The sequence below is a fragment of the Mycobacterium ulcerans subsp. shinshuense genome, from assembly GCF_002355775.1.
Lineage (GTDB): Bacteria > Actinomycetota > Actinomycetes > Mycobacteriales > Mycobacteriaceae > Mycobacterium > Mycobacterium marinum.
In genome coordinates this window covers 4054453-4074923 of the sequence record NZ_AP017624.1, presented here as the reverse complement: position 1 = coordinate 4074923, position 20471 = coordinate 4054453, and the positions used below count along the sequence as shown (strand labels likewise).

Genomic DNA, 20471 nt, shown 5'->3' with positions numbered 1-20471 from the left:
AGCAACCGCGGTCGCGACGTGGGCCCATCGGCCGGCGAGACTTGAGATCAACTGCTGGCTCATGCGCGATCGCGTGTTTCGCGCAAACGCCGTTTTGTCTGCGTTTCCGCGTTAGTCTGCTGCGGGATCTGCCGGTCCCGCGGCCATAGGCGAAAGGAAGCCGGGTGACATCGGGGCAGCCAACGGAACCCGTCACAGCAGCCGCGTCCGGTCAGACCGGCAGAACCGACAGTCGAGGTCGTCGGTTGCTGCGATTTCTCCGGGTCGGCATCCAGGCCAAGTTGTTGGTGACGCTGCTGGTCTGCAGCATCCTTTCGGTCGCGGTGGTCGGGGTCATCGGCTACGTCAGCGGCCGCAACGCGTTGCAGCGCGTTGCCGTTGAGCGACTACTCCAGCTGCTGGAGGCCCAGAAGCGGCAGGTCGAGGCACTCTTCTCCGAGTTGACCAAGTCGGTGATGGTGTACAGCAACGGGATGAGCGCCAACGAAGCCACCGCGGCGTTCACCGACGGCTTCGCGCAATTGGCCAACGCGACCGTCGACCCGGTCCAGCAGCAGGCGATCGTCGACTACTACGTCAACGAGCTGATCAAGCCGATCGACCAGGCGACCGGACACGAACTCGATCTCGAGGCGGTGCTGCCGGCATCGCCCGCGCAGACGTACCTGCAGGCGTACTACACCGCACCGTTCAGTTCGTCGAGTGAGTCGATGCGCTTCAACAACGCCGGTGATGGCAGCGCATGGTCGGCGGCCAACGCCCGTTTCAACGACTTTTTCCGCGGCATCGTCACCCGATTCCAGTACCGCGACGCGTTGCTGCTCGACCTGCAAGGCAACGTCGTCTACTCGGTCAACAAGGGACCCGATCTGGGGACCAACCTCTTTACCGGCCCGTATCGCGAGACCAACCTGCGTACCGCGTATCAAAAGGCGCTGGCGTCCAATGAGATCGACTTCGTGTGGATCACAGACTTCCAGCGCTATCAGCCCGAAGTTGACGCCCCCACCGCGTGGCTGGTGTCGCCGGTCGGGGTGGACGGCAAGCTGCAGGGAGTGATGGCCCTGGCGTTGCCGCCCACCAACTTGAACCAGATCATGAACGCCAACGAGAAGTGGGAAGCCGTTGGCATGGGTCGATCGACCGAAACGTATCTGGCGGGCTCGGACAACCTGATGCGTTCGGACTCACGGCTTTTCCTGGAAAGCCCGGACGAATACCGCCGCGAGGCGCTGGCCGGCGGTAGCCGAGAAGACGTCGTGAACAAGGCGATCCGGTTGGGGACCACGGTGCTGGTCCAACCGGTGCCCAGCGCGGGCTTGCGCGCTGCCCTGCGTGGACAGTCCGACATCACCAAGGACACCGACTATCTGGGCAATCGAGAGTTGGAGGCCTACGCCCCACTGGACGTGCCCAATTCCGATCTGCGGTGGGCGATTCTGGCGACTCGAGACGACTGGGATGCCTACGAGCGATTGTCGTCGTTCGGCCGGACGGTGGTGTTGGCGGTCGCGGGCATCACCCTATTCATCTGCGTGGTGTCCATGGTGCTGGCCAAGCTGCTGGTGCGCCCGATCCGTCGGCTGGAGGCGGGCACCGAGAAGATCCGCTCCGGCGAGTACGAGGTCACCGTGCCGGTCAAGTCGCGCGACGAACTTGGTGATCTCACTGCGGCTTTCAACGAGATGAGCAGCAATTTGAAAGTCAAGGATCAGCTGCTCACCGAGCAACGCAACCAAAACGAGCAGCTGCTGCTCGCACTGATGCCAGAACCGGTGGTGCAGCGCTACCGAGCGGGCGGCGAGGTCATCGCCGAAGAGCATCAGGATGTCACGGTCATCTTCGCCGAGCTCATCGGGCTCGAAGAGATCTCCGACGGGCTCTCTGGTGACGAATTGGTCGGTATCGTCGACGAGCTGTTCCGACAGTTCGATTCGGCGGCCCAATCCCTGGGCGTGGAACCGATTCGCACATTTCACAATGGCTACCTCGCCGCCTGCGGCGCCACCACGCCGCGACTGGACAACGTGCACCGGGGCATCGAGTTTGCCGTCGAGATCGAGCTCATCGTGAACAGGTTCGCCAACCAGTCACAGCATCCGCTGCGGGTGCGGGTCGGGGTCACCACCGGCAGAGTCGTCAGTGGTCTGGTGGGCCGATCGAACCTGGCCTACGACATGTGGGGCGGCGCGGTGCAGATGGCCTACCGAATGCTCGGCCACCTGTCGGATCCGGGCATCTACGTCAGCGCCCGGGTGCACGACGCGATGCGCGAAATATGGACGTTCACACCGGCCGGCGCCATCTCGGTCCGGGGATCACAGCAGCAGATCTGGCAAGTGTCGGAGCGGCGATGAGCGTGTTCGGCTCGGCTTGGTTCTACTGGGCCGTCGGAATCGCGGCGGCTCTGCCCGTGCTGGTCGTGATTCTCACCGAAGTCCAGCGGCTGTTGCGCCGCAGGCAAAGCGCGCTGGCCCGCCAAGTCGGCCTGCTGCGCAACTATGTGCTGCCGCTGGGCGCGCTGTTGCTGCTGCTGGTCAATGCGACGGGAGTGCCGGCCCACGACACCGCGGTGCGGCTGCTGGCCACCGTATTCGGCTTCCTGGTCTTGGTCCTGCTGTTGTCCGGGCTCAATGCCGCGGTCTTCTCCGGGGCCCCGCAGGGTTCGTGGCGCCGACGGCTACCGGTCATCTTCGTCGACGTCGCACGGTTCGTACTGATCGGCGCCGGACTGGCGGTGATCCTCTCGTTCGTCTGGGGCGTTCGAATCGGCGGCCTGTTCACCGCGCTGGGGGTGACATCGGTCGTCATCGGTCTGATGTTGCAGAACTCCGTCAGCCAGATCGTCTCCGGCCTGTTCATGCTGTTCGAGCAACCGTTCCAGATCGACGACTGGCTCGATACGACCACCACGCGGGGACGAATCGTCGAGGTGAACTGGCGTGCAGTGCACATCGAGACCGGCAGCGGACTGCGAATCACCCCGAACTCGGTACTGGCCAGCACACCGTTCACCAACCTGAGCCGCCCGGCCGGCGCCTACCAGTTGGCGATACCGACCAAGTTTTCCGACGCGGACGCCCCCGATCGGGTGTGCGCGCTGCTGTCCCGGGTTGCCGCCGCGCTGCCGCAGCTCGACGGCGGGTTCCTAGTTACCACCGAGCCGGTCGGCGGCACCGAATACTGCACCACCATCGGGCTGCGGTCGCCGGCCGAGGAGAGTGCCGCGCGCGCAACATTTCTGCGCTGGATTTGGTACGCCGCGCGGCGGGAGGGGCTGCACCTCAACGGGGCCGATGACGATTTCTCGACCACCGAACGCGTCCAGCACGCGCTCAAGACGGTGGTGGCACCGGTGATGAGGCTCAGCGATACCGACCAGCAGGCGTTGTTGTGCAGCGCCAGGATCATTCGGTTCGCGGCCGGCGACACCATGGAGTACGCCGGACAGGTGCCGGCCGGGATGACGTTCTTGATCACCGGACGCGTGCGGCTGACCGCGACGGCCGAAGACGGGTCGATCGTGCCGGTCACCACGTTGCATGAAGGCGGATTCCTGGGGCTCACGGCGTTGACCCGCCAACCCAACCTGGCCGGCGCACATGCGCTCGACGAAGTCACCGCGCTCGAGGTCGACCGCGAGCACCTCGAACATCTGGTGATGCGTGAACCACTGCTGCTGCAGGATTTTGGTCACATCCTCGAGGAGCGGCAAAGCAAGGTGCGACGGGTGGGCGGCCTCAATTAGCCCCCCGAGCCGCCCGGCCGGCCCCGCGCGGCCGGGCGGCCACCCGAACGGGCCGTCTTACTCGTCCGGCTAACGCCCGTTACCCTCGGGTAATGACTCTGCAAGCAGCACCCAGGAGTGCAGCGGCCCAGCAGCGCGAGCCGGACATGCGCCAAGAGGTGCATGACGCCGCGCGCCGGGCGCGGGTCGCCGCTCGACTGTTGGCCGTGGTGCCGACCGGGGTCAAAGACCGCGCGCTGCATGCGGCCGCCGATGCGATATTGGCCCACGTCGACCGGATTCTGTCGGCCAACGCCGAAGACCTCGACGCGGCACGGGCTGCCGATACCCCCGCCGCGATGCTCGACCGGCTGGCCCTCAACCCGCAACGGGTCGATGGGATCGCCGCGGGCCTGCGTCAGGTCGCGGGCCTGCCCGACCCGGTTGGCGAAGTGCTGCGCGGCTACACCTTGCCCAACGGTCTGCAGCTGCGTCAGCAGCGTGTCCCGCTCGGGGTGGTCGGCATGATCTACGAGGGGCGTCCGAACGTCACCGTGGATGCTTTCGGACTCACCCTCAAGTCGGGTAACGCGGCATTGCTGCGCGGCAGTTCGTCGGCGGCGTGGTCCAACGAAGCCCTGGTCAACGTGTTGCGGTCGGCCCTCGACAGCGAGCAGCTGCCCGCCGACGCGGTCCAGCTGCTCTCCAGCGCCGACCGGTCCACGGTCACCCATCTCATCCAGGCCCGCGGCCTGGTCGACGTGGCGATTCCGCGTGGCGGTGCGGGTCTGATCGACGCGGTGGTGCGTGATGCGCAGGTTCCCACCATCGAGACCGGCGTCGGCAACTGCCATGTCTACGTGCATGAAGCCGCCGACCTCGACGTCGCCGAACGAATCCTGCTCAACTCCAAGACCCGCCGACCCAGCGTCTGTAACGCGGCCGAGACGCTGTTGGTCGACGCGGCGATCGCCGAGCATGCCATGCCCCGGCTGATTGGCGCTCTGCAGGACGCCGGTGTCACCGTGCATCTCGATGCGGATGAACAGGACCTGCGTCGTGAATACCTGGCGATGGAGATCGCGGTGGCGGTGGTGGACGGTGTGGACGGTGCCATCGCCCACATCAACGAGTACGGCACCGGTCACACCGAGGCTATCGTGACCACTAACCTTGCTGCGGCCCAACGGTTTACCGAGCGGATTGATGCCGCTGCGGTGATGGTCAACGCATCGACGGCCTTCACCGACGGTGAGCAGTTCGGCTTCGGCGCCGAGATCGGTATCTCGACTCAGAAGCTGCACGCCCGCGGTCCGATGGGCCTGCCGGAACTGACCTCGACCAAGTGGATCGTGTGGGGTGAGGGTCACACGCGTCCGGCCTGACGGCCCCCGTTAGGACCTGTAAGGAGAACCATTGTGAGCGTGCCAGCACGGTCCGTACCGCTTTTCGCCGACATCGCCGATGTCTCACGCAGGTTGGCGCAGACCGGCTATCTGCCGGACACCGCCACCGCGACCGCGGTCTTTCTCGCCGACCGGCTCGGCAAGCCGCTGCTGGTAGAAGGCCCCGCCGGGGTGGGCAAGACCGAACTGGCCCGCGCCGTCGCGCAAGCCACCGGCTCCGGGCTGGTCCGGCTGCAGTGCTACGAGGGCGTGGACGAGGCCCGCGCGTTGTACGAGTGGAACCACGCCAAACAGATCCTGCGCATCCAGTCCGGCTCGGGTGACTGGGCGGCGACAAAGGATGACGTCTTCAGCGAGGAATTTTTGCTGCAGCGCCCGCTGCTGACCGCTATTCGGCGCACCGAACCGACGGTGCTGCTGATCGATGAAACCGACAAGGCCGACATCGAGATTGAAGGCCTGCTGCTGGAGGTGCTGTCCGACTTTGCGGTCACCGTCCCCGAGCTGGGCACGCTGACCGCAACCCGGGCGCCGTTCGTGCTGCTGACCTCCAACGCCACCCGAGAGCTGTCCGAGGCGCTCAAGCGGCGCTGCCTATTCCTGCACATCGACTTCCCGACTCCCGAAATGGAACGCCGCATTCTGTTGTCGCGGGTTCCCGAGCTGCCCGAGCACATCGCGGAGGAGCTGGTGCGCATCATTGGGGTCCTGCGCGGGATGCAGCTCAAGAAGCTGCCGTCGATTGCCGAGACCATCGACTGGGGCCGCACCGTGCTGGCGCTGGGGCTGGACACCATCGACGATGCGGTCGTTGCTGCCACCCTCGGTGTGGTGCTCAAACATCAGTCCGATCAGCAACGTGCAACCGGGGAACTCCGGTTGAACTGAGGGGATTGCGCTGATGGCCACTCGCCGTATCCGACCTAGCTACCCGCTCGCCCCGCACGGGTTGCCCGGTCATCTGGTTGGTTTCGTGGAAGCGCTTCGCGGCAGCGGAATTTCGGTGGGCCCCTCGGAGACGGTGGACGCCGGCCGAGTGATGGCGGCCCTTGGGTTCGAGGATCGTGAGGTGCTACGCGAGGGCATCGCTTGCGCGGTGCTGCGCCGGCCCGACCACCGCGACACCTACGACGCCATGTTCGACCTGTGGTTCCCGGCCGCCCTGGGCGCGCGGGCGGTCATCACCGAGGAGCAAACCGGGCAGTCCGAGGGCTTGCCGCCCGACGACGTCGAGGCGATGCGGCAGATGCTGCTGGATTTGCTCACCGACAACCCGGATCTGGCCGACATGGACCAGCGGCTGGTGGGGATGATCGCGCGGATCGTGGAGACCTACGGCAAGTACAACTCCAGCCGGGGGCCGTCGTTCTCGTCGTATCAGGCGCTCAAGGCGATGGCGCTGGACAAACTCGAGGGCAAGCTGTTGGCCGGCCTGCTTGCCCCCTATGGTGACGAGCTCACCCCCACCCAAGAGCAGATCGCTAAAGCGATTGCAGCGCAGAGGGTTTCTCATCTCCGCAAGATGGTCGACGCGGAGACCAAGCGGCGCACCGCCGAGCAGCTCGGGCGTGACCACGTCCAGATGTACGGCATTCCGCAGCTTTCCGAAAATGTCGAGTTCCTGCGAGCCTCCGGTGAGCAACTGCGTCAGATGCGCCGGGTGGTTGCCCCACTGGCGCGCACGCTGGCGACCCGGTTGGCGGCTCGGCGGCGCCGCGCTCGGGCGGGTTCCATCGATCTGCGCAAGACGCTGCGCAAATCGATGTCCACCGGTGGGGTGCCGATCGACGTGGTGTTGCGCAAGCCGCGCCCGGCGCGCCCGGAGCTGGTTGTGCTGTGCGACGTCTCCGGTTCGGTGGCGGGGTTCAGTCACTTCACGTTGCTGTTGGTACATGCGCTACGCCAACAGTTTTCGCGGGTGCGGGTCTTTGCGTTCATCGACACCACCGACGAAGTGACGCACATGTTCGGGCCGGACGCTGACTTGGCTGTGGCGATCCAGCGGATCACCAGGGAGGCCGGGGTTTACAGCCGAGACGGCCATTCCGACTACGGCAACGCGTTTGTCTCTTTCATGCAGGGTTTCCCCAACGTGCTGTCCCCCCGCAGCTCGCTTCTGGTGCTCGGTGACGGTCGCACCAACTACCGGAATCCGGCCACCGACGTGCTGGCCGACATGGTGACCGCGAGTAGGCACGCGCACTGGCTCAACCCCGAGCCCCAACACCTGTGGGGCAGCGGAGACTCGGCGGTGCCGCGCTATCAGGAGGTCATCGCGATGCACGAATGCAGATCGGCAAAGCAGCTGGCCACCGTGATCGACGAACTACTGCCGGTGTGACCGGGGCACTTCAGTGCGTCTTGCGAAAGACCAGCCAGCGCAGCTCGATCGGGCTCATCTCGCGGGCCACAGGAAACACGTCGAGGCCGCTGACCCAGTCGGCGTACCAGCTGGTGGGAGGCCAGGCGTCGGCCGGCAGATGCGCCTTCTCGTAGTCGTACACGGAGTCGTCGGCGATGAGTTCGACGGGTAGTCCGGCCGCCGCAACCGATAGCTCGTGCCGGGTGAAAATGGTCGTGTAGGCCTGTTGGCCGAACTCGCGCGCCGCCTGGTCCGGCGTGTAGCCGCCGTAGGCCAGGAAGGCGTTGAAGACCAAGCGCGCACCGGGAGCAAGGCATTGCGCGGCTAGTTCGAAGAGCTCGCGCAACTGCTGGGTGGTCCGAAAGTCCGACACCACCTCCGAGAGCGCGATCAGCTGATAATCGCGCCGCAGGTCCGCAATGGTCGTGAAGACGTCGCGCACGATGACGCGTACGTCGAGGCCCTCCTTCTCGGCGTCGGCCCGGATCATCTCGGCGAATTTCGGCGTCAGTTCCACGACGTCGACCGGATGCCCCCGTCGCGCCAGGGCAAGGGCATTGCGCCCGGTCCCCGCACCGATCTCGAGCACGCGATGCGTGCTGGGATCGGCCGCCTCGTTAGCCAGCGCCCACACCCGAGCGTCGGGTTCGGTACCGAACAGCGGGGGCTTGCGGGTGTCGATCCAGTTTTCGTAGGCGGCCTCCACGGTCCACCAGCGCGCATTGACCTCGTAGTTCAGCGTGGGGCCGACGGGCCCGTTGAATGAGATGATGATGCTGGAACGGGGCGAGGCCGAGTAGGCCTGAGCCAACTGGCCTTCGAGCACCGAACGCAGATGGGCAAGCTCCTCTTCGGAGAACTTTCGTCCCACATCGGCGAACATGCCATCGCACATCTTCACCTACTCGTCGATCATGGCCGGCACCGCCGGCAGCGTGATCTTGCCGGTGACCTCCGATCGGCTATAAAACCGCCGGGTTATCGAATTTTTCAGCGACTGCTGGGAGTCCACGGAGCCCAGCGGCATGTTTTCCACAGACCCCTTTTACCTGACCGGGCGGCTCGATGCGGCGCCATTGCTCAAAGGCTCATGATTCGCAAAACGCGAAGCGGCTCCCGCAGGTCCGGGCTGGGCCAGGCGGACCAGCGGCCCAGTGCCTGTCGTTTGCCCCGTCCGGGCCGGTTCCCGCACGATCTGAGCGGCGCCGTGCGCTCAAGTAAGCTGGCAAACCGTGCAAAAGCACCGTCGCAGGCTAGGTGTCATGGGTGGGACTTTCGATCCCATCCATTACGGTCACCTGGTCGCCGCCAGTGAGGTAGCCGACCGCTACGAACTCGACGAGGTCGTGTTCGTGCCCAGCGGACAGCCGTGGCAGAAGGGACGGCGTGTTTCGCCTGCCGAAGACCGCTATCTGATGACGGTCATCGCGACGGCTTCCAACCCCCGCTTTTCGGTCAGCCGGGTCGACATCGACCGGGGCGGTCCTACCTACACCAAGGACACGCTGCGGGATCTGCATGCCCTCAACCCGGCTGCGGAGCTGTACTTCATCACCGGCGCCGACGCCCTGGCCTCGATCATGTCCTGGCAGGGCTGGGAGCAGATGTTTGAGTCGGCGCGGTTTGTCGGAGTGAGTCGGCCGGGCTACGAACTGCGCCACGACCATGTCACCGCCGCGCTGGACGGGCTCGCCGAGAACGCCTTGTCCCTGGTGGAGATCCCGGCGCTGGCGATCTCATCGACGGATTGCCGTCGGCGCGCCGCGCATGGTCGCCCCCTGTGGTACCTGATGCCCGACGGCGTCGTGCAGTATGTCTCAAAGCGCAGGCTCTACCGCACGCCACCGGACTCGGGGGGCGGGGAGACCCTGGACACCACGACCATTCTGCCCGCGGGGAACAACACATGAGCGCTACTCAGGAAGCCATCGACATGGCGACGGTGGCTGCCGGCGCCGCGTCGGCCAAACTGGCCGACGACGTGCTGGTCATCGACGTGTCCGGCCAGCTGGTCATCACCGACTGCTTCGTGATTGCTTCGGCGTCCAACGAGCGCCAGGTCAACGCCATCGTCGACGAGGTCGAGGAGAAGATGCGCCGAGCCGGCTATAAGTTGGCGCGCCGCGAGGGGGCCCGCGAGGGCCGCTGGACGTTGTTGGACTATTGCGACATCGTGGTCCACGTCCAGCATCAGGATGACCGCAGTTTTTACGCACTCGACCGGTTGTGGGCCGACTGCCCGGTGGTGGCGGTGGACTTGGCGGAGGGCTCCGATGACCCGGCGGAGGCGCCATGACCGTGCGCCGGCTGGTGATGCTGCGGCATGGGCAGACCGACTACAACCTGGGTAGCCGGATGCAGGGGCAACTGGTCACCGATCTAAGCGACCTGGGCCGCGCCCAGGCCGTGGCCGCCGCAGAGGTGCTGGGCAAACTGCAGCCGCTGCTGATCGTCTCGTCGGATCTGCGGCGCGCGTACGACACCGCAACCAGGCTGGGGGAGCGCACCGGCCAGCAGGTGCGGGTGGACCCCCGGCTGCGTGAGACCCACCTCGGTGATTGGCAGGGATTGACCCACACCCAGATTGACGCCGAGGCGCCAGGCGCCCGGCTGGCATGGCGCGAAAATGCCGAGTGGGCTCCGCACGGCGGGGAAAGCAGAATCGACGTGGCCGCGCGCAGCGTGCCGTTGGTCACCGAGCTGGTCTCCGCCGAGCCGGAATGGGGTGGCCCCACCCAGGCGGACCGCCCGGTGGTGCTCGTCGCACATGGCGGTCTGATCGCCGCGTTGTCGGCCGCGCTGCTGAGGCTGCCGGTTTCCAATTGGCCCGCGTTGGGGGGCATGGGCAACGCCAGCTGGGTGCAGCTGTCCGGCCATTCCGACGCTGCCGGCAGCGATTTCGACGCGATCCGGTGGCGTCTGGACGTGTGGAACGCTTCGGCGCAGGTCGCCAACGATGTCCTCTGAGCGCGGGGCAAGCCCCAGCCAACGGCCCCTGCTGCTGGTTTTCGCCGACTCGCTGTCCTACTACGGTCCGACCGGCGGACTGCCCGCCGACGATCCCCGCATCTGGCCGAATATCGTTGCAGCACAACTGGGGTGGGATCTGGAATTGATCGGGCGGATCGGCTGGACATGCCGCGACGTCTGGTGGGCGGCCACCCAGGATCCGCGGTCGTGGGCGGCGCTACCCCGAGCCGGCGCGGTGATCTTTGCCACCAGCGGGATGGACTCACTGCCCTCGGTGTTGCCGACGGCGCTGCGCGAGCTCATTCGCTATGTGCGTCCACCGTGGTTGCGACGGTGGGTGCGCGATGGGTACGCCTGGGTGCAGCCACGGCTGTCACCGGTGGCTCGCTCGGCCCTGCCGGCGGATCTGAGCGCTGAATACCTCGAACAGACGCGTAGCGCAATCGATTTCAACCGCCCGGGCATTCCCGTTGTGGCGTCCCTACCGTCAGTGCACATCGCCGAGACCTACGGCAAGGCGCATCACGGCCGCCCCGGCACCGTGTCCGCAATAACACGATGGGCGCAGCGCCACGATGTCCCGCTGGTAGATCTCAAAGCCGCAGTTGCCGAAGAGATCATGAGCGGGCTCGGCAACCCGGACGGAATCCACTGGAACTTCGAGGCTCACCAGGGGGTCGCGGAGCTGATGCTCAAGGCGCTGGCCGAAGCCGGGGTGCCCAGCGAGAAGCCGCGCAGCTAAACCATGGCCGTTGTGGTGGTCACGGATACATCGGCGCGCCTGCCCGCCGATATCCGAGAACGGTGGGCGATACGCGAGGTCCCGCTGCATATCCTGCTCGACGGCGTCGACCTGCGTGACGGTGTGGATGAGGTCCCCGACGATATTCACAAGTGTCATGCCACCACTGCCGCGGCCACCCCGGCCGAGCTGCGTGCCGTCTATCGCGCAGCGCTGGCCGATAGTGCCGGTGATGGGGTAGTGGCGGTGCATATTTCGGCGGGACTGTCGGGAACCTACCGCGCCGCCAAACTGGCCGCGGCGGATCTGGGGCCCGAGGTGCGCGTCATCGACTCGAAGTCGGCCGCGATGGGAACCGGGTTCGTCGCGCTGGCGGCGGCACGGGCCACTGCGGCCGGAGAAGATCTCGAATCCGTTGGGCGCGCTGCCGATGCCACCGTGAGCCGGACGCACGCGTTCGTCGTCGTCCACCGGCTGGACAACTTGCGCCGCAGCGGACGAATCGGCGGCGCCAAGGCATGGCTGGGCACCGCCTGGGCCCTCAAGCCGCTGTTGCGGGTTGAGGACGGAAAACTCGTGCTAGCCCAACGGGTTCGCACCGTCAAGCATGCAATGGCGGCGCTGGTAGACCGAGTATGTGAAGTGGTCGGGCGCGAACCGGCGCTCTTGGCCGTGCATCATGTCGCCAATGTGGAGGGCGCCAACAGCGTCGCGGTGGAACTGGGCCGCCGCCTTCCGGCATGTGAGCCGGCGCTGGTGACCCCACTGGGGCCGGTGCTGGCGTTGCACGTCGGCGACGAAGCGGTCGCGGTTTGCGTGCAAGTCGGCGCTGCTTCGCTGCGGGGGTAGCCCAAACACCGAGTTGTTCGGACAGGGCGCGGTTTTCAGTGGGTTGGCGCCGCGACCCTGGGCCGGGCATTGTCGCCGCGCGGGTGCACAACCTGCGGCCACCAGAACCAGCGGCCCAGCAACGTCGCGATCGATGGCATCAGCAGGGTGCGCACGATCAGCGTGTCCAGCAGTAGGCCGATGCACACCGTGGACCCGAACTGTCCGAGCACCCGCAGATCGCTGCCCAGCATGGACGCCATGGTGAAGGCGAAAACCAGACCTGCGGCGGTCACCACCCCACCGGTTCCGGCCATGGACCGGATGATCCCGGTCTTGAGTCCGGCGTGGATTTCTTCGCGGAACCGCGAGACCAGCAACAGGTTGTAGTCCGAACCGACGGCCAGCAGGATGATGACCGACAGCGCGGCCACGATCCAGTGGATCTTGATGCCGAACAAATCCTGCCAAATGAGCACGGACAGACCGAATGACGCGGCGATCGAGCTGGCTGCGGTGCCGACGATCACCTGGGCGGCGACTACGATTCGGGTGAGCAGCAACATGATCAAGAAGATCAGTGTCAGCGCAGATACCACCGCGATCATCAGGTCGTACTTTTCGCCGTCGGCCATGTCTTTGAAGGTGGCGGCGGTTCCGCCCAGATAGACCTTGGCATCCGAGAGCGACGATTGCTTCAGGCCCTCCTGCGCCGCTGTGCGTTCCGCGTCGACCCGCGAAATCCCCTCCGGGGTCATCAGATCGCCCTGGTGGGTAATGAAAAACCGGGCCGATTTTCCGTCCGGAGACAAGAACATCCGAAGCCCCGTCGGGAAGTCCGGGTTGTCGAAGGCTTCCGGGGGCAGGTAAAAGAAGTCATCGTTCTTGGAAGCGTCGAAACTCTGGCCCATGACGATAGCGGTGTTGCTGAGTTCGTCCATCTGGTCGAGCATCGCCGAGAACGTGGACTGCATGGTCAGCGTCAGCGCTTTGGTCGTCTTCATGGTGGCGATCATCGGCGGAATCAAAGTCAGCATCTGTGACGTGAGACCGGCCGTGTGCTGTATGTCTTCGGTGAGTTCGGAGAACTTCTCGGAAAGCTTGTCGATCCCGTCCAGAGAGTCGAACAGCGATCTGAACGACCAGCAGACCGGAACGTCGAAACAGTGTTTTTCCCAGTAGAAGTAGGACCGCATCGGTCGCCAGAAGTCATCGAACTCGGCGAGGTGGTCTCGCAGCTCGTCGGTGATGGTCGAGGTTTCGGCGGTGACGCGCGCCATGTCGGTCGTGGTGGTGTCGAGCTCGCGCATGACGGCGTACATGCGTTCTGTGGTGTCGATCAGGACCTGCATCTCGTCGGCCATCTTGGTCATGTCGGCCATCCGCTCTTTCAGGAAGGCCATGTTCTGCATCATCGTCTGGCTTTGCATGCTGTTCTGAAACGGTATGGAGCTGTGCTGGATCGGGATACCCAGCGGCCTGGTGATGTCCTGGATCATGGCGATGCCCACGGTGCGGATGACGTTCTTGGCCACTTTGTCCAGGACAAGCATGTCCGCCGGGTTTCGCATGTCGTGTTCGGCCTCGACCATCAACATGTCGGGGTTCATCCGGGCGTGCGAAAAGTGCCGGTCGGCAGCGGCCTCGCCGAGATTGGACGGCGCCGAGGCCGGTAGGTAGTAGCGGTCGTTGTAGCTGGTCTTGAAACCGGGCAGGGCGACCATGCCGACCAGAACGATCGCGCCGCTCAGTGCCAGAATCGGTGCGGGCCAACGTACCACCGCGGTGCCGACCCGCCGCCACAGCCGGCCTCTATTGGCGGCCCGCTTGGATTCGAATAGGTGGAATCGGCTGCCCACGAATACCACTGCGGGACCCAGTGTCAGCCCGGCCAACACGACGACCAACATCCCGATCGCCACGGGTGCGCCCATCGTGTTGAACCAGGGCAGCCGCGCGAAACTCAGGCAGTAGGCGGCACCGGCGATGGTCAGTCCGGATCCCAAGACCACCGGGGCCACCCCACGAAAGGTTGTGTAGTAGGCGTCTTCTCGGTCCTCGCCCGCTTGGCGCGCCTCTTGGTAGCGGCCGACCAGAAAGATCCCGTAGTCGGTCCCGGCGGCGATCGCCAGCATCGTCAGAATGTTCGCGGCAAACGTGGTGAGTCCGAATACGTTGTGGCAGCCCAATACCGCCACCACTCCCCGCGAGGAGGCCAACGCGATTCCGGTCATGAACAGCTGGATCACGGTGGTGACGATGGAGCGGTAGACCAGCAGCAACATCACCGCGATGGCGCCCAGGGTGAACATCGTGATCTTGGCCAAGCTGGCGTTGCCGATCAGGTGCATGTCGTCGCTGAGCGCGGCGGGCCCGGTGACATATGCCTTGACCCCGGCGGGTTCGTGCGTCCGGTTGATGACGTCACGCACGGCTTCGACCGATTCATTGGCCAGGGTCGTGCCCTGGTTTCCGGCCAGGTTCACCATCACGTAGGCGCTTTTTCCATCGGCGCTTTGGGCCCCCGCGGCGGTCAGCCGGTCGCCCCAGAAATCCTGGATGTGCTGTATGTGTTCGGGGTCCTGGCGCAGCTGGCGAATTAGGCTGTCGTAGTACTGGTGCGCATCATCGCCGAGCTTGTGCTGGCCCTCCAGGACGATCATGACCGTGCTGTTGGAGTCGAATTCCCGGAAGTTGTGTCCCAGCCGCATCATCGCCTTCATCGACGGCGCGTCCATCGGGGTCATCGGCGCGGAATGTTGTTCGCTGACCACCTCGAGCGACGGGACGACCACGTTGACCAGGACCGTCAGCAGCACCCAGCCCAGGATGATCGGCACGGCAAGGATCCGGATGGTGTGCGGAATGACCGGGCGGTGGCCGCGCTCGCGGTTGGGTGCGCCGCCGGTGGCCGCGCCGATTTCGATCGGGCCGGTGTCCTCGGTGCTGATACTGGCGCCGCTGTTGGACTCGCTCATGCCGATTTCACTAAGCAAAAGGTCTGCGGATTGACCCCGGCGGCCGACTTCTCTTCCCGCACCACACCATCCACGGTGATACGGCAGCCGATCTGACTACCGTCGCCTTGAGCCATAATGTTTGCGCTCACCGAGGGCAGCGTCGTCGAGATAGTGAACGACCACGGCAGGGGGGTCGCGTTTACCTGGTGTGTGTTGGCGTCGGCGTCCCAAAAGTTGATGTTGGCGGTGGATCCGGCGGGGCCGGAGATTTCATAGATGACGACCTTGGGGTTGAACTGCACGATGTCGATCCCGGCGCCGGCGTTGGCGTTGAGGTCCTCAGAACCGAATATCTTGTGCAGGCGTGACACCACCAAGCCCGAGATGGTCAGTACCACCACCATCAGCAAGGGGATCCACGCTCGTTTGAGCACGCTGGTAACAGGAATCGTAGGCACCCGACCGCCCCTCCGCTCGCCGATGCAGCTCGCCGTGGCCTGCTGGGCAAGCAAGCTTCCGGCGTAGGCAAGAAAATATTTGCTTGGCTAAGCAGTCTAACTCTTAGTGCACGACTTCGTTCCTCCGGGGGGACCGGGGTGGGTCGTGGCAGGCGCCGGCGGGCGGGGGTGATCGCATCGGATCGGCATGGCCGACCGCCACAATGGGCGCTTTTAAACTTGCTTGATCGACGCATCGAGGCGCCGCTCATCGGCAGTTATTGATCTGACTTTCGCCGGGGGACCGCTCTCGGCAGTGTTGTTCAGCCGTTCGAGTCACGTGCGCTGCGGGCGCGAATCGCTGTCCTGCGCCACCGGCAGGAACGCAAACAGCACCTGCCCGTCAAAGTAAAGAATCCAGTTCAGCGCATACAGGTCGAACCCAGGAACATTCGAGTCCTGGCCCGAGGGCAGCCAGGTGAAAAATAGGTACAGGTCTGAGACGGGGATGAGCAATCCGCCAATCAGTACCGATAGCGCCAGCAAGCTGAATCGGTCGGCCCAGAAATACCAGATGCTGAAACTGATCAGCGCCGTGTAGATGATCAGATTGAAGAGGAAGCTGCCCACCTCGAGGAAGTGATGGCCCTGCACCGAGTTCCGGATGTGCAGGACCCAAGTCGCCGTGTTGGCCGCCGCAACCACGGCGACGATAAGCCAGCGAGCCTGATATGCGAAGCCGCCGTACGAGCGCAGCCTGGGCGCGGCAAACTTGTACAGCACAATGGCATATAGGCCGTAGGCGATGCCGAAAAGAATCACCGCGGCCGACAGTTTGCGGCTGATCGGCTCGATGCCGGAGATCGCGCTATTGACCACATCTCCGACCGTGGCGAATGCCATCCCCACGATCAAAACCAGGGAATACTTCGCCACTTCTGGCGAAAGCTGTCGCTGATATGCGAGCCGCACCGCTAGGACGAAGAGCATCAGTCCGATATGCCACAGGTGGTAGAGGACCGTGGGTGGGCGGGAGATCCCGCCGGTCCACAAGACCTCCAAAGTGATGCTGATGGCAATGACACTGAGCAGGGCCCTGGCGTAGGCAGCCATTGTCAGAGGGCCGCCCGCCCGGTGATCGGCGGCAGATCGGCAAGCGTCACGATCCCCGGTTTGGCGGCCACCACCGCCGGAACCGCATTGGTGACCGGCATCGCGGTGTAGATCATGCCCAGGCCCATGAAACCGGGCTCCGTCCAGTCCTTCGGCGGCAGACAGTGCAGCACCGTGCGCATGTTGGGCAACCCGAACACCTGGATGCCATGTCCGTGCTCGAGTGGCTTGGGCGGAACCACATGATTGCCCATCGTCCAGTTGAATCCGACGCTGACGACGTTGCGATCACCGACCCAGCCGCGGTGGTAGCCGTATACGCTGCCGACAGTGCCCGCGGGGATCTTCATGAACCCCAAATCGGTGTCCGCGGTGGCCGCGGTGAAGGTGACGTCGAAGGTCATCTTGTCCAACGTTGCGCCGATCGCGTCGGCCATCATCGCCGCCGATTCGGCGAAGACCTCGCTTTCGACCCGCACGCTCTCGGCCAGGCCGGGGGTGTCGGGATGCTGGGAGAACCCCATCGCCGTCTGGGTGGCCGCCGATTCGTAGGTCGAGCAGTCGACGGATTCGGTGATCCGGATTTCGTCGACTCGCTCGCACGAGCCGCTGAGCACCATGCCGACCATGTTGGTCATCCCCGGATGTGCGTCGCTGCCGAAGATCGTCGCGCCGCCGCGTTCGCAGGCGGCCAGGATGCGTTCCCGGTCCCGCGGTGTCTGCTTGCCCCCGGTGATCCAGGCGGCGCTGGTGCACACATTCACGCCCGACTCGAGCAATCCCACCAGCTCATCGATGTTGGGCCACAACGGGTTATAGCAACACGCGTCGGCGCCCAGCGCGAGCAGCGCGCCGATGTCGCTGGTCGCCCGCACCCCGGTGGGGTCCGGCCAGCTCGCCAGCTCGGCGGCGTCGACACCAACCTTGTCCGGGCCGTGTGCGTACACCCCCACCAGTTCCAGGTCGGGTCGCCCGATGATGGCGTGCAGCGACCGCCGCCCGATATTTCCGGTGGTCCACTGGATAACCCGAAGCGGGCGTTCTGTGCTCATCGAAGGCTCCTTTGCCGTTGCGATTGGACCCATTATGTTCACCGAGCTTTGGTGGGCTCGGACTGCCTCCCGGGCGGAGCCGGTAAATGGGATGCGGGCCGGCGCCGCCGTGTGCCAGAGTCGGAGCCCGTGACTGCAGTACTGCCCGCATCGGTGACGTTGACCACTCCGGCGGAGGACGACTGGGCCGGGATGTACCTTTTGGCCGGGGCAAGTTTCACTGATTTCATCGGTGCGGAGTCGGCCGACGCCTGGCGGGGGCTGATACCTGCCGATGGGGCGGTGGTGGCCCGTCACGGCCGTGATGTCGTCGGGATGGCGCTGTTCATTGATCTGCAGCTGACGGTGCCCGGCGGCAACGTGCTTTCCACCGCCGGCATGAGCTTTGTCGCCGTCGCGCCAACGCACCGCCGGCGCGGGCTGCTGCGCGCGATGTGCGGTGAACTGCACCGGCGGATGGCCGATTCCGGGTATGCCGTGGCTGCGCTCCATGCCAGCGAGGGCGGCATCTACGGCCGATTCGGCTACGGCCCGGCGACGATTCTGCAGGAGCTGACCGTCGACAGACGCTTCGCCCGACTGCACGCCGGGGTGCCCGACGGAGGGCCGGTCAGGTTGGTCAGCCCCGCGCGCCATCGCGCTGAGTTCGAAGCGATCTACGAGCGCTGGCGCCAACGCGTACCAGGCGGCCTAGTGCGCCCGCCGGTGTTCTGGGACCAGCTGATGGCCGAATGCAAAGCCTCGCCCGGGGGCGAGCGCGAATCGTTTGCGCTGCTGCATGCCGACGGCTACGCGCTCTACCGGGCGGACAGATCCGACCCCAAGCTGACCCGCGTCGACGAGCTGCGCGCTGTGACCCCGGAAGGGCGGGCAGCCCTGTGGCGAACACTGCTCGGGCTGGACTCGATGGAGCGGGTCAGCATCGTCAGCCATCCGGCTGAGCCGATGCCGTTCCTGCTCACCAACACCCGACTGGCTCGCACGACCTGGCGGCAAGACGGCCTGTGGCTGCGCATCATGGACGTTGTGCCCGCCCTCGAGGCCCGCGCCTATTTCGGCGACCTCACCACGGTGATCGCCATCACCGGCGGTGGCCGGTTCGCGCTGCAGATCCGTGACGGACGCGCGGCCTGCACCCCGACCGACGCACCGGCGGATGTCGAGATGGATCGCGACGTGCTGGGCAGTCTCTACCTGGGTGCCCACCGCGCGTCCACACTGGCCGCGGCCAACCGGTTGCAGGCCAAAGATGTTGGCGTGATTGCCCGGCTCGATGCGGCGTTTTCCAGCGAGGTCCCCGCCGAGACGGCTTTCGAGTTCTAGGTTCCGCCGCGCTGCCCGGTGGCCGCGCGGCATCGCCGCTGCCACCCACCGGACGCGGACCGTTGGGGTTGTGCACGGGCCCCGCCAGCGGCAACGTCTGGGGTCCTTCGGTGCTGCCGGCCCGCCCCGCGCCCGGTCGTCATAGCGGCATCCGGGTGCGGGGCGGGAGACGGCCTCGCCGCGGACTGACCCCAGCTGGAGTTAGCCGTGTGCGCTGGCTCCCTAGGCGGTTGCGCCCGCGAGCAGCCCGACGCCGTCCGGGCAAAGAGCCGCCGCCTGGGCCGGCGATCCGCCGTACTGCAGCCACAGCGGCAGGACACTGTTGAGGCGTTGCATGAACTTGGCCATTCCCACCCGGTGCTCGCCGAATCCCAGCGGATCGGTCCGGTACTCGGGGAATGCAATGCCGATCCCGAACAGCCCGGGCGCGAGAATCCCGTTGGCGCCGTCGTGCTCCAGCGGTCCCCACTGCGGGGTCAGGGGAAGGTGCCTGCGTTCGAACCCGACGGTGTAGACGGCCTGGTCGCATTCGCGAAGCAGTCTAGCGAATTCCGGGCTGTCGGCCAAACACCTGTGCAGCCGTTCGGGATGCCGTCCGTCGATGTTCTCCCGCGCCCACCGAGCCGCGTCGCCTTTGAGGCCGGTGTCGTCGAAGAGGGTCCAATCCTGGAAGGGGACAGCGTATCTGTGCGGGCTGCGGTAGAAGTTGATCACCTTGTGCACGGGATGCTCGAGCAGGTTCGGCAATGCGATCATCGTCGAGTGGGACGAGCCGAATACGGCAACGGTTGCCCCGTCCAGTTGTTGCTGCGCCAGCTTCTCAGGGTTGAGGGCAACTTCGACCGGTATCTCTTTCAGCTCGGGGTAGGTCAGCTTCTTGGGTGTCGAGCCAACCGCCAGAATCACGTTCTTGGAAGAGATTTCACCGTCGAGTGTGGTGATCTGCCAGTGTTGGTTGCGCAGTGAGAGCTCGGTTGCGGTGCTTTGAAATGCTGCCACCTTGGCCCGCAGGTGCTCGGTGACCCAACGCAGCGGCCCGGCGACTACGCCTAGTTGGCAGGTGTGCTGGGGGTCGATGTCGTGCAGGTCGAAATGCGGTGCCGCGGCGAAGCCGAACGCGGGTGAGGCGTTGAAGTAGTCCAGGAACAGCGATACTTGGGTGTTACTCGGGACGGCACCCCACTTTTCGCCCAGGTCTCCTGCCGCGAACTGCGGATCTATCCAAGCGATTTCATTGGGCCGCACGCCGTGGTCGAGCAGTCTGCCAACACTGGCGATCCCTGCGGGTCCGGCTCCGATGACGGTCCACGTGTAGTGAGTCATGTCTCCTCTTGAGGCTTGTTCGCATACGTTTGTCGGTTTGTTTCGTCTTGCCGGCGCACGTTGACGCGCCGACATTTCTAGTATTTCGGCGGCAGCCGCGCGTGGGCAGAGGGCACTTCTTTGAGTGGTTACAACCAATGGTTGTGACTACGGGCGGGTGTTGGCGCGCCGGGCGTCCCGATCGGGTGCCGGTCAAACGGTTCCGCGGATCGCCGCCGGGCTGGGCGC

At 65.3% G+C, this 20471-nt stretch carries 16 protein-coding genes and 1 pseudogene; 11 read left to right on the top strand and 6 right to left on the bottom strand.

Going from position 1 to position 20471, the window contains the following annotated elements; all coding sequences use genetic code 11:
• The first annotated feature begins 164 nt into the window (after positions 1 to 164).
• From SHTP_RS18250 to SHTP_RS18230, 5 genes are all read left to right on the top strand, one after another.
• Positions 165 to 2357: an adenylate/guanylate cyclase domain-containing protein gene (locus SHTP_RS18250; protein ID WP_172900568.1), complete on the top strand. Its 2193-nt coding sequence runs from the start codon at positions 165 to 167 to the stop codon at positions 2355 to 2357.
• The gene (locus SHTP_RS18245; RefSeq protein WP_096371366.1) at positions 2354 to 3748 is read left to right on the top strand and encodes a mechanosensitive ion channel family protein; all 1395 of its coding nucleotides are present in this window, start codon (positions 2354 to 2356) and stop codon (positions 3746 to 3748) included. The genes SHTP_RS18250 and SHTP_RS18245 overlap by 4 nt, the downstream gene beginning before the upstream one ends.
• A gap of 92 nt (positions 3749 to 3840) precedes the next feature.
• Positions 3841 to 5112: a glutamate-5-semialdehyde dehydrogenase gene (locus SHTP_RS18240; RefSeq protein WP_096371365.1), complete on the top strand. Its 1272-nt coding sequence runs from the start codon at positions 3841 to 3843 to the stop codon at positions 5110 to 5112.
• Between the two features lie 33 nt (positions 5113 to 5145).
• The gene (locus tag SHTP_RS18235) at positions 5146 to 6021 is read left to right on the top strand and encodes an AAA family ATPase (protein ID WP_096371364.1); all 876 of its coding nucleotides are present in this window, start codon (positions 5146 to 5148) and stop codon (positions 6019 to 6021) included.
• A 13-nt stretch (positions 6022 to 6034) separates the two neighbouring features.
• The gene (locus SHTP_RS18230; RefSeq protein WP_096371363.1) at positions 6035 to 7474 is read left to right on the top strand and encodes a vWA domain-containing protein; all 1440 of its coding nucleotides are present in this window, start codon (positions 6035 to 6037) and stop codon (positions 7472 to 7474) included.
• Positions 7475 to 7484: 10 nt separating this feature from the next.
• On the opposite strand, the pseudogene SHTP_RS18225 reads toward SHTP_RS18230, so the two are convergent.
• Positions 7485 to 8522 (bottom strand): annotated as a pseudogene (locus SHTP_RS18225) (class I SAM-dependent methyltransferase).
• Positions 8523 to 8727: 205 nt separating this feature from the next.
• Between SHTP_RS18225 and nadD the strand changes: the two are divergent.
• Genes nadD through SHTP_RS18200 form a run of 5 tightly spaced genes read left to right on the top strand, consistent with a single transcriptional unit; the run spans position 8728 to position 12056 of the window.
• Positions 8728 to 9405 (top strand): nicotinate-nucleotide adenylyltransferase, encoded by a 678-nt coding sequence (nadD, locus tag SHTP_RS18220; protein ID WP_096371362.1) that lies wholly within the window; start codon positions 8728 to 8730, stop codon positions 9403 to 9405.
• Positions 9402 to 9791: a ribosome silencing factor gene (gene rsfS, locus SHTP_RS18215; protein WP_096371361.1), complete on the top strand. Its 390-nt coding sequence runs from the start codon at positions 9402 to 9404 to the stop codon at positions 9789 to 9791. Before nadD ends, rsfS begins: the two co-directional genes overlap by 4 nt.
• Positions 9788 to 10462, top strand: a complete 675-nt coding sequence (gpgP, locus tag SHTP_RS18210) for a glucosyl-3-phosphoglycerate phosphatase (protein ID WP_096371360.1) — start codon at positions 9788 to 9790, stop codon at positions 10460 to 10462. The genes rsfS and gpgP overlap by 4 nt, the downstream gene beginning before the upstream one ends.
• Positions 10452 to 11207, top strand: a complete 756-nt coding sequence (octT, locus tag SHTP_RS18205; RefSeq protein WP_096371359.1) for a diglucosylglycerate octanoyltransferase — start codon at positions 10452 to 10454, stop codon at positions 11205 to 11207. Before gpgP ends, octT begins: the two co-directional genes overlap by 11 nt.
• 3 nt (positions 11208 to 11210) lie before the next feature.
• Positions 11211 to 12056, top strand: coding sequence for a DegV family protein (locus SHTP_RS18200; RefSeq protein ID WP_096371358.1), 846 nt, complete (start codon positions 11211 to 11213; stop codon positions 12054 to 12056).
• Between the two features lie 35 nt (positions 12057 to 12091).
• Here SHTP_RS18200 and SHTP_RS18195 read toward each other — a convergent pair whose 3' ends face one another.
• The 4 genes from SHTP_RS18195 to SHTP_RS18180 all read right to left on the bottom strand — a co-directional run bounded on the left by SHTP_RS18195 (position 12092) and on the right by SHTP_RS18180 (position 17597).
• A complete protein-coding gene (locus tag SHTP_RS18195) occupies positions 12092 to 15013 on the bottom strand; it encodes an MMPL/RND family transporter (protein WP_096371357.1) in 2922 nt (973 codons plus the stop codon).
• Positions 15010 to 15399 carry an MmpS family transport accessory protein gene (locus tag SHTP_RS18190; RefSeq protein ID WP_231991500.1) on the bottom strand — a complete coding sequence of 130 codons (390 nt, stop codon included), beginning with the start codon at positions 15397 to 15399 and terminating at the stop codon, positions 15010 to 15012. Before SHTP_RS18190 ends, SHTP_RS18195 begins: the two co-directional genes overlap by 4 nt.
• A 369-nt stretch (positions 15400 to 15768) precedes the next feature.
• Positions 15769 to 16545, bottom strand: a complete 777-nt coding sequence (locus tag SHTP_RS18185) for a hypothetical protein (RefSeq protein ID WP_096371355.1) — start codon at positions 16543 to 16545, stop codon at positions 15769 to 15771.
• Positions 16546 to 16547: 2 nt separating this feature from the next.
• A complete protein-coding gene (locus SHTP_RS18180) occupies positions 16548 to 17597 on the bottom strand; it encodes an NAD(P)H-dependent amine dehydrogenase family protein (protein ID WP_096371354.1) in 1050 nt (349 codons plus the stop codon).
• Between the two features lie 129 nt (positions 17598 to 17726).
• Here SHTP_RS18180 and SHTP_RS18175 point away from each other — a divergent pair, with 129 nt between their 5' ends.
• Positions 17727 to 18920 (top strand): enhanced intracellular survival protein Eis, encoded by a 1194-nt coding sequence (locus SHTP_RS18175; RefSeq protein ID WP_096371353.1) that lies wholly within the window; start codon positions 17727 to 17729, stop codon positions 18918 to 18920.
• Positions 18921 to 19142: 222 nt separating this feature from the next.
• Here SHTP_RS18175 and SHTP_RS18170 read toward each other — a convergent pair whose 3' ends face one another.
• On the bottom strand, positions 19143 to 20243 hold the full coding sequence (locus SHTP_RS18170) for a pyridine nucleotide-disulfide oxidoreductase (protein ID WP_096371352.1): 1101 nt from the start codon (positions 20241 to 20243) through the stop codon (positions 19143 to 19145).
• Positions 20244 to 20471 lie beyond the last annotated feature (228 nt).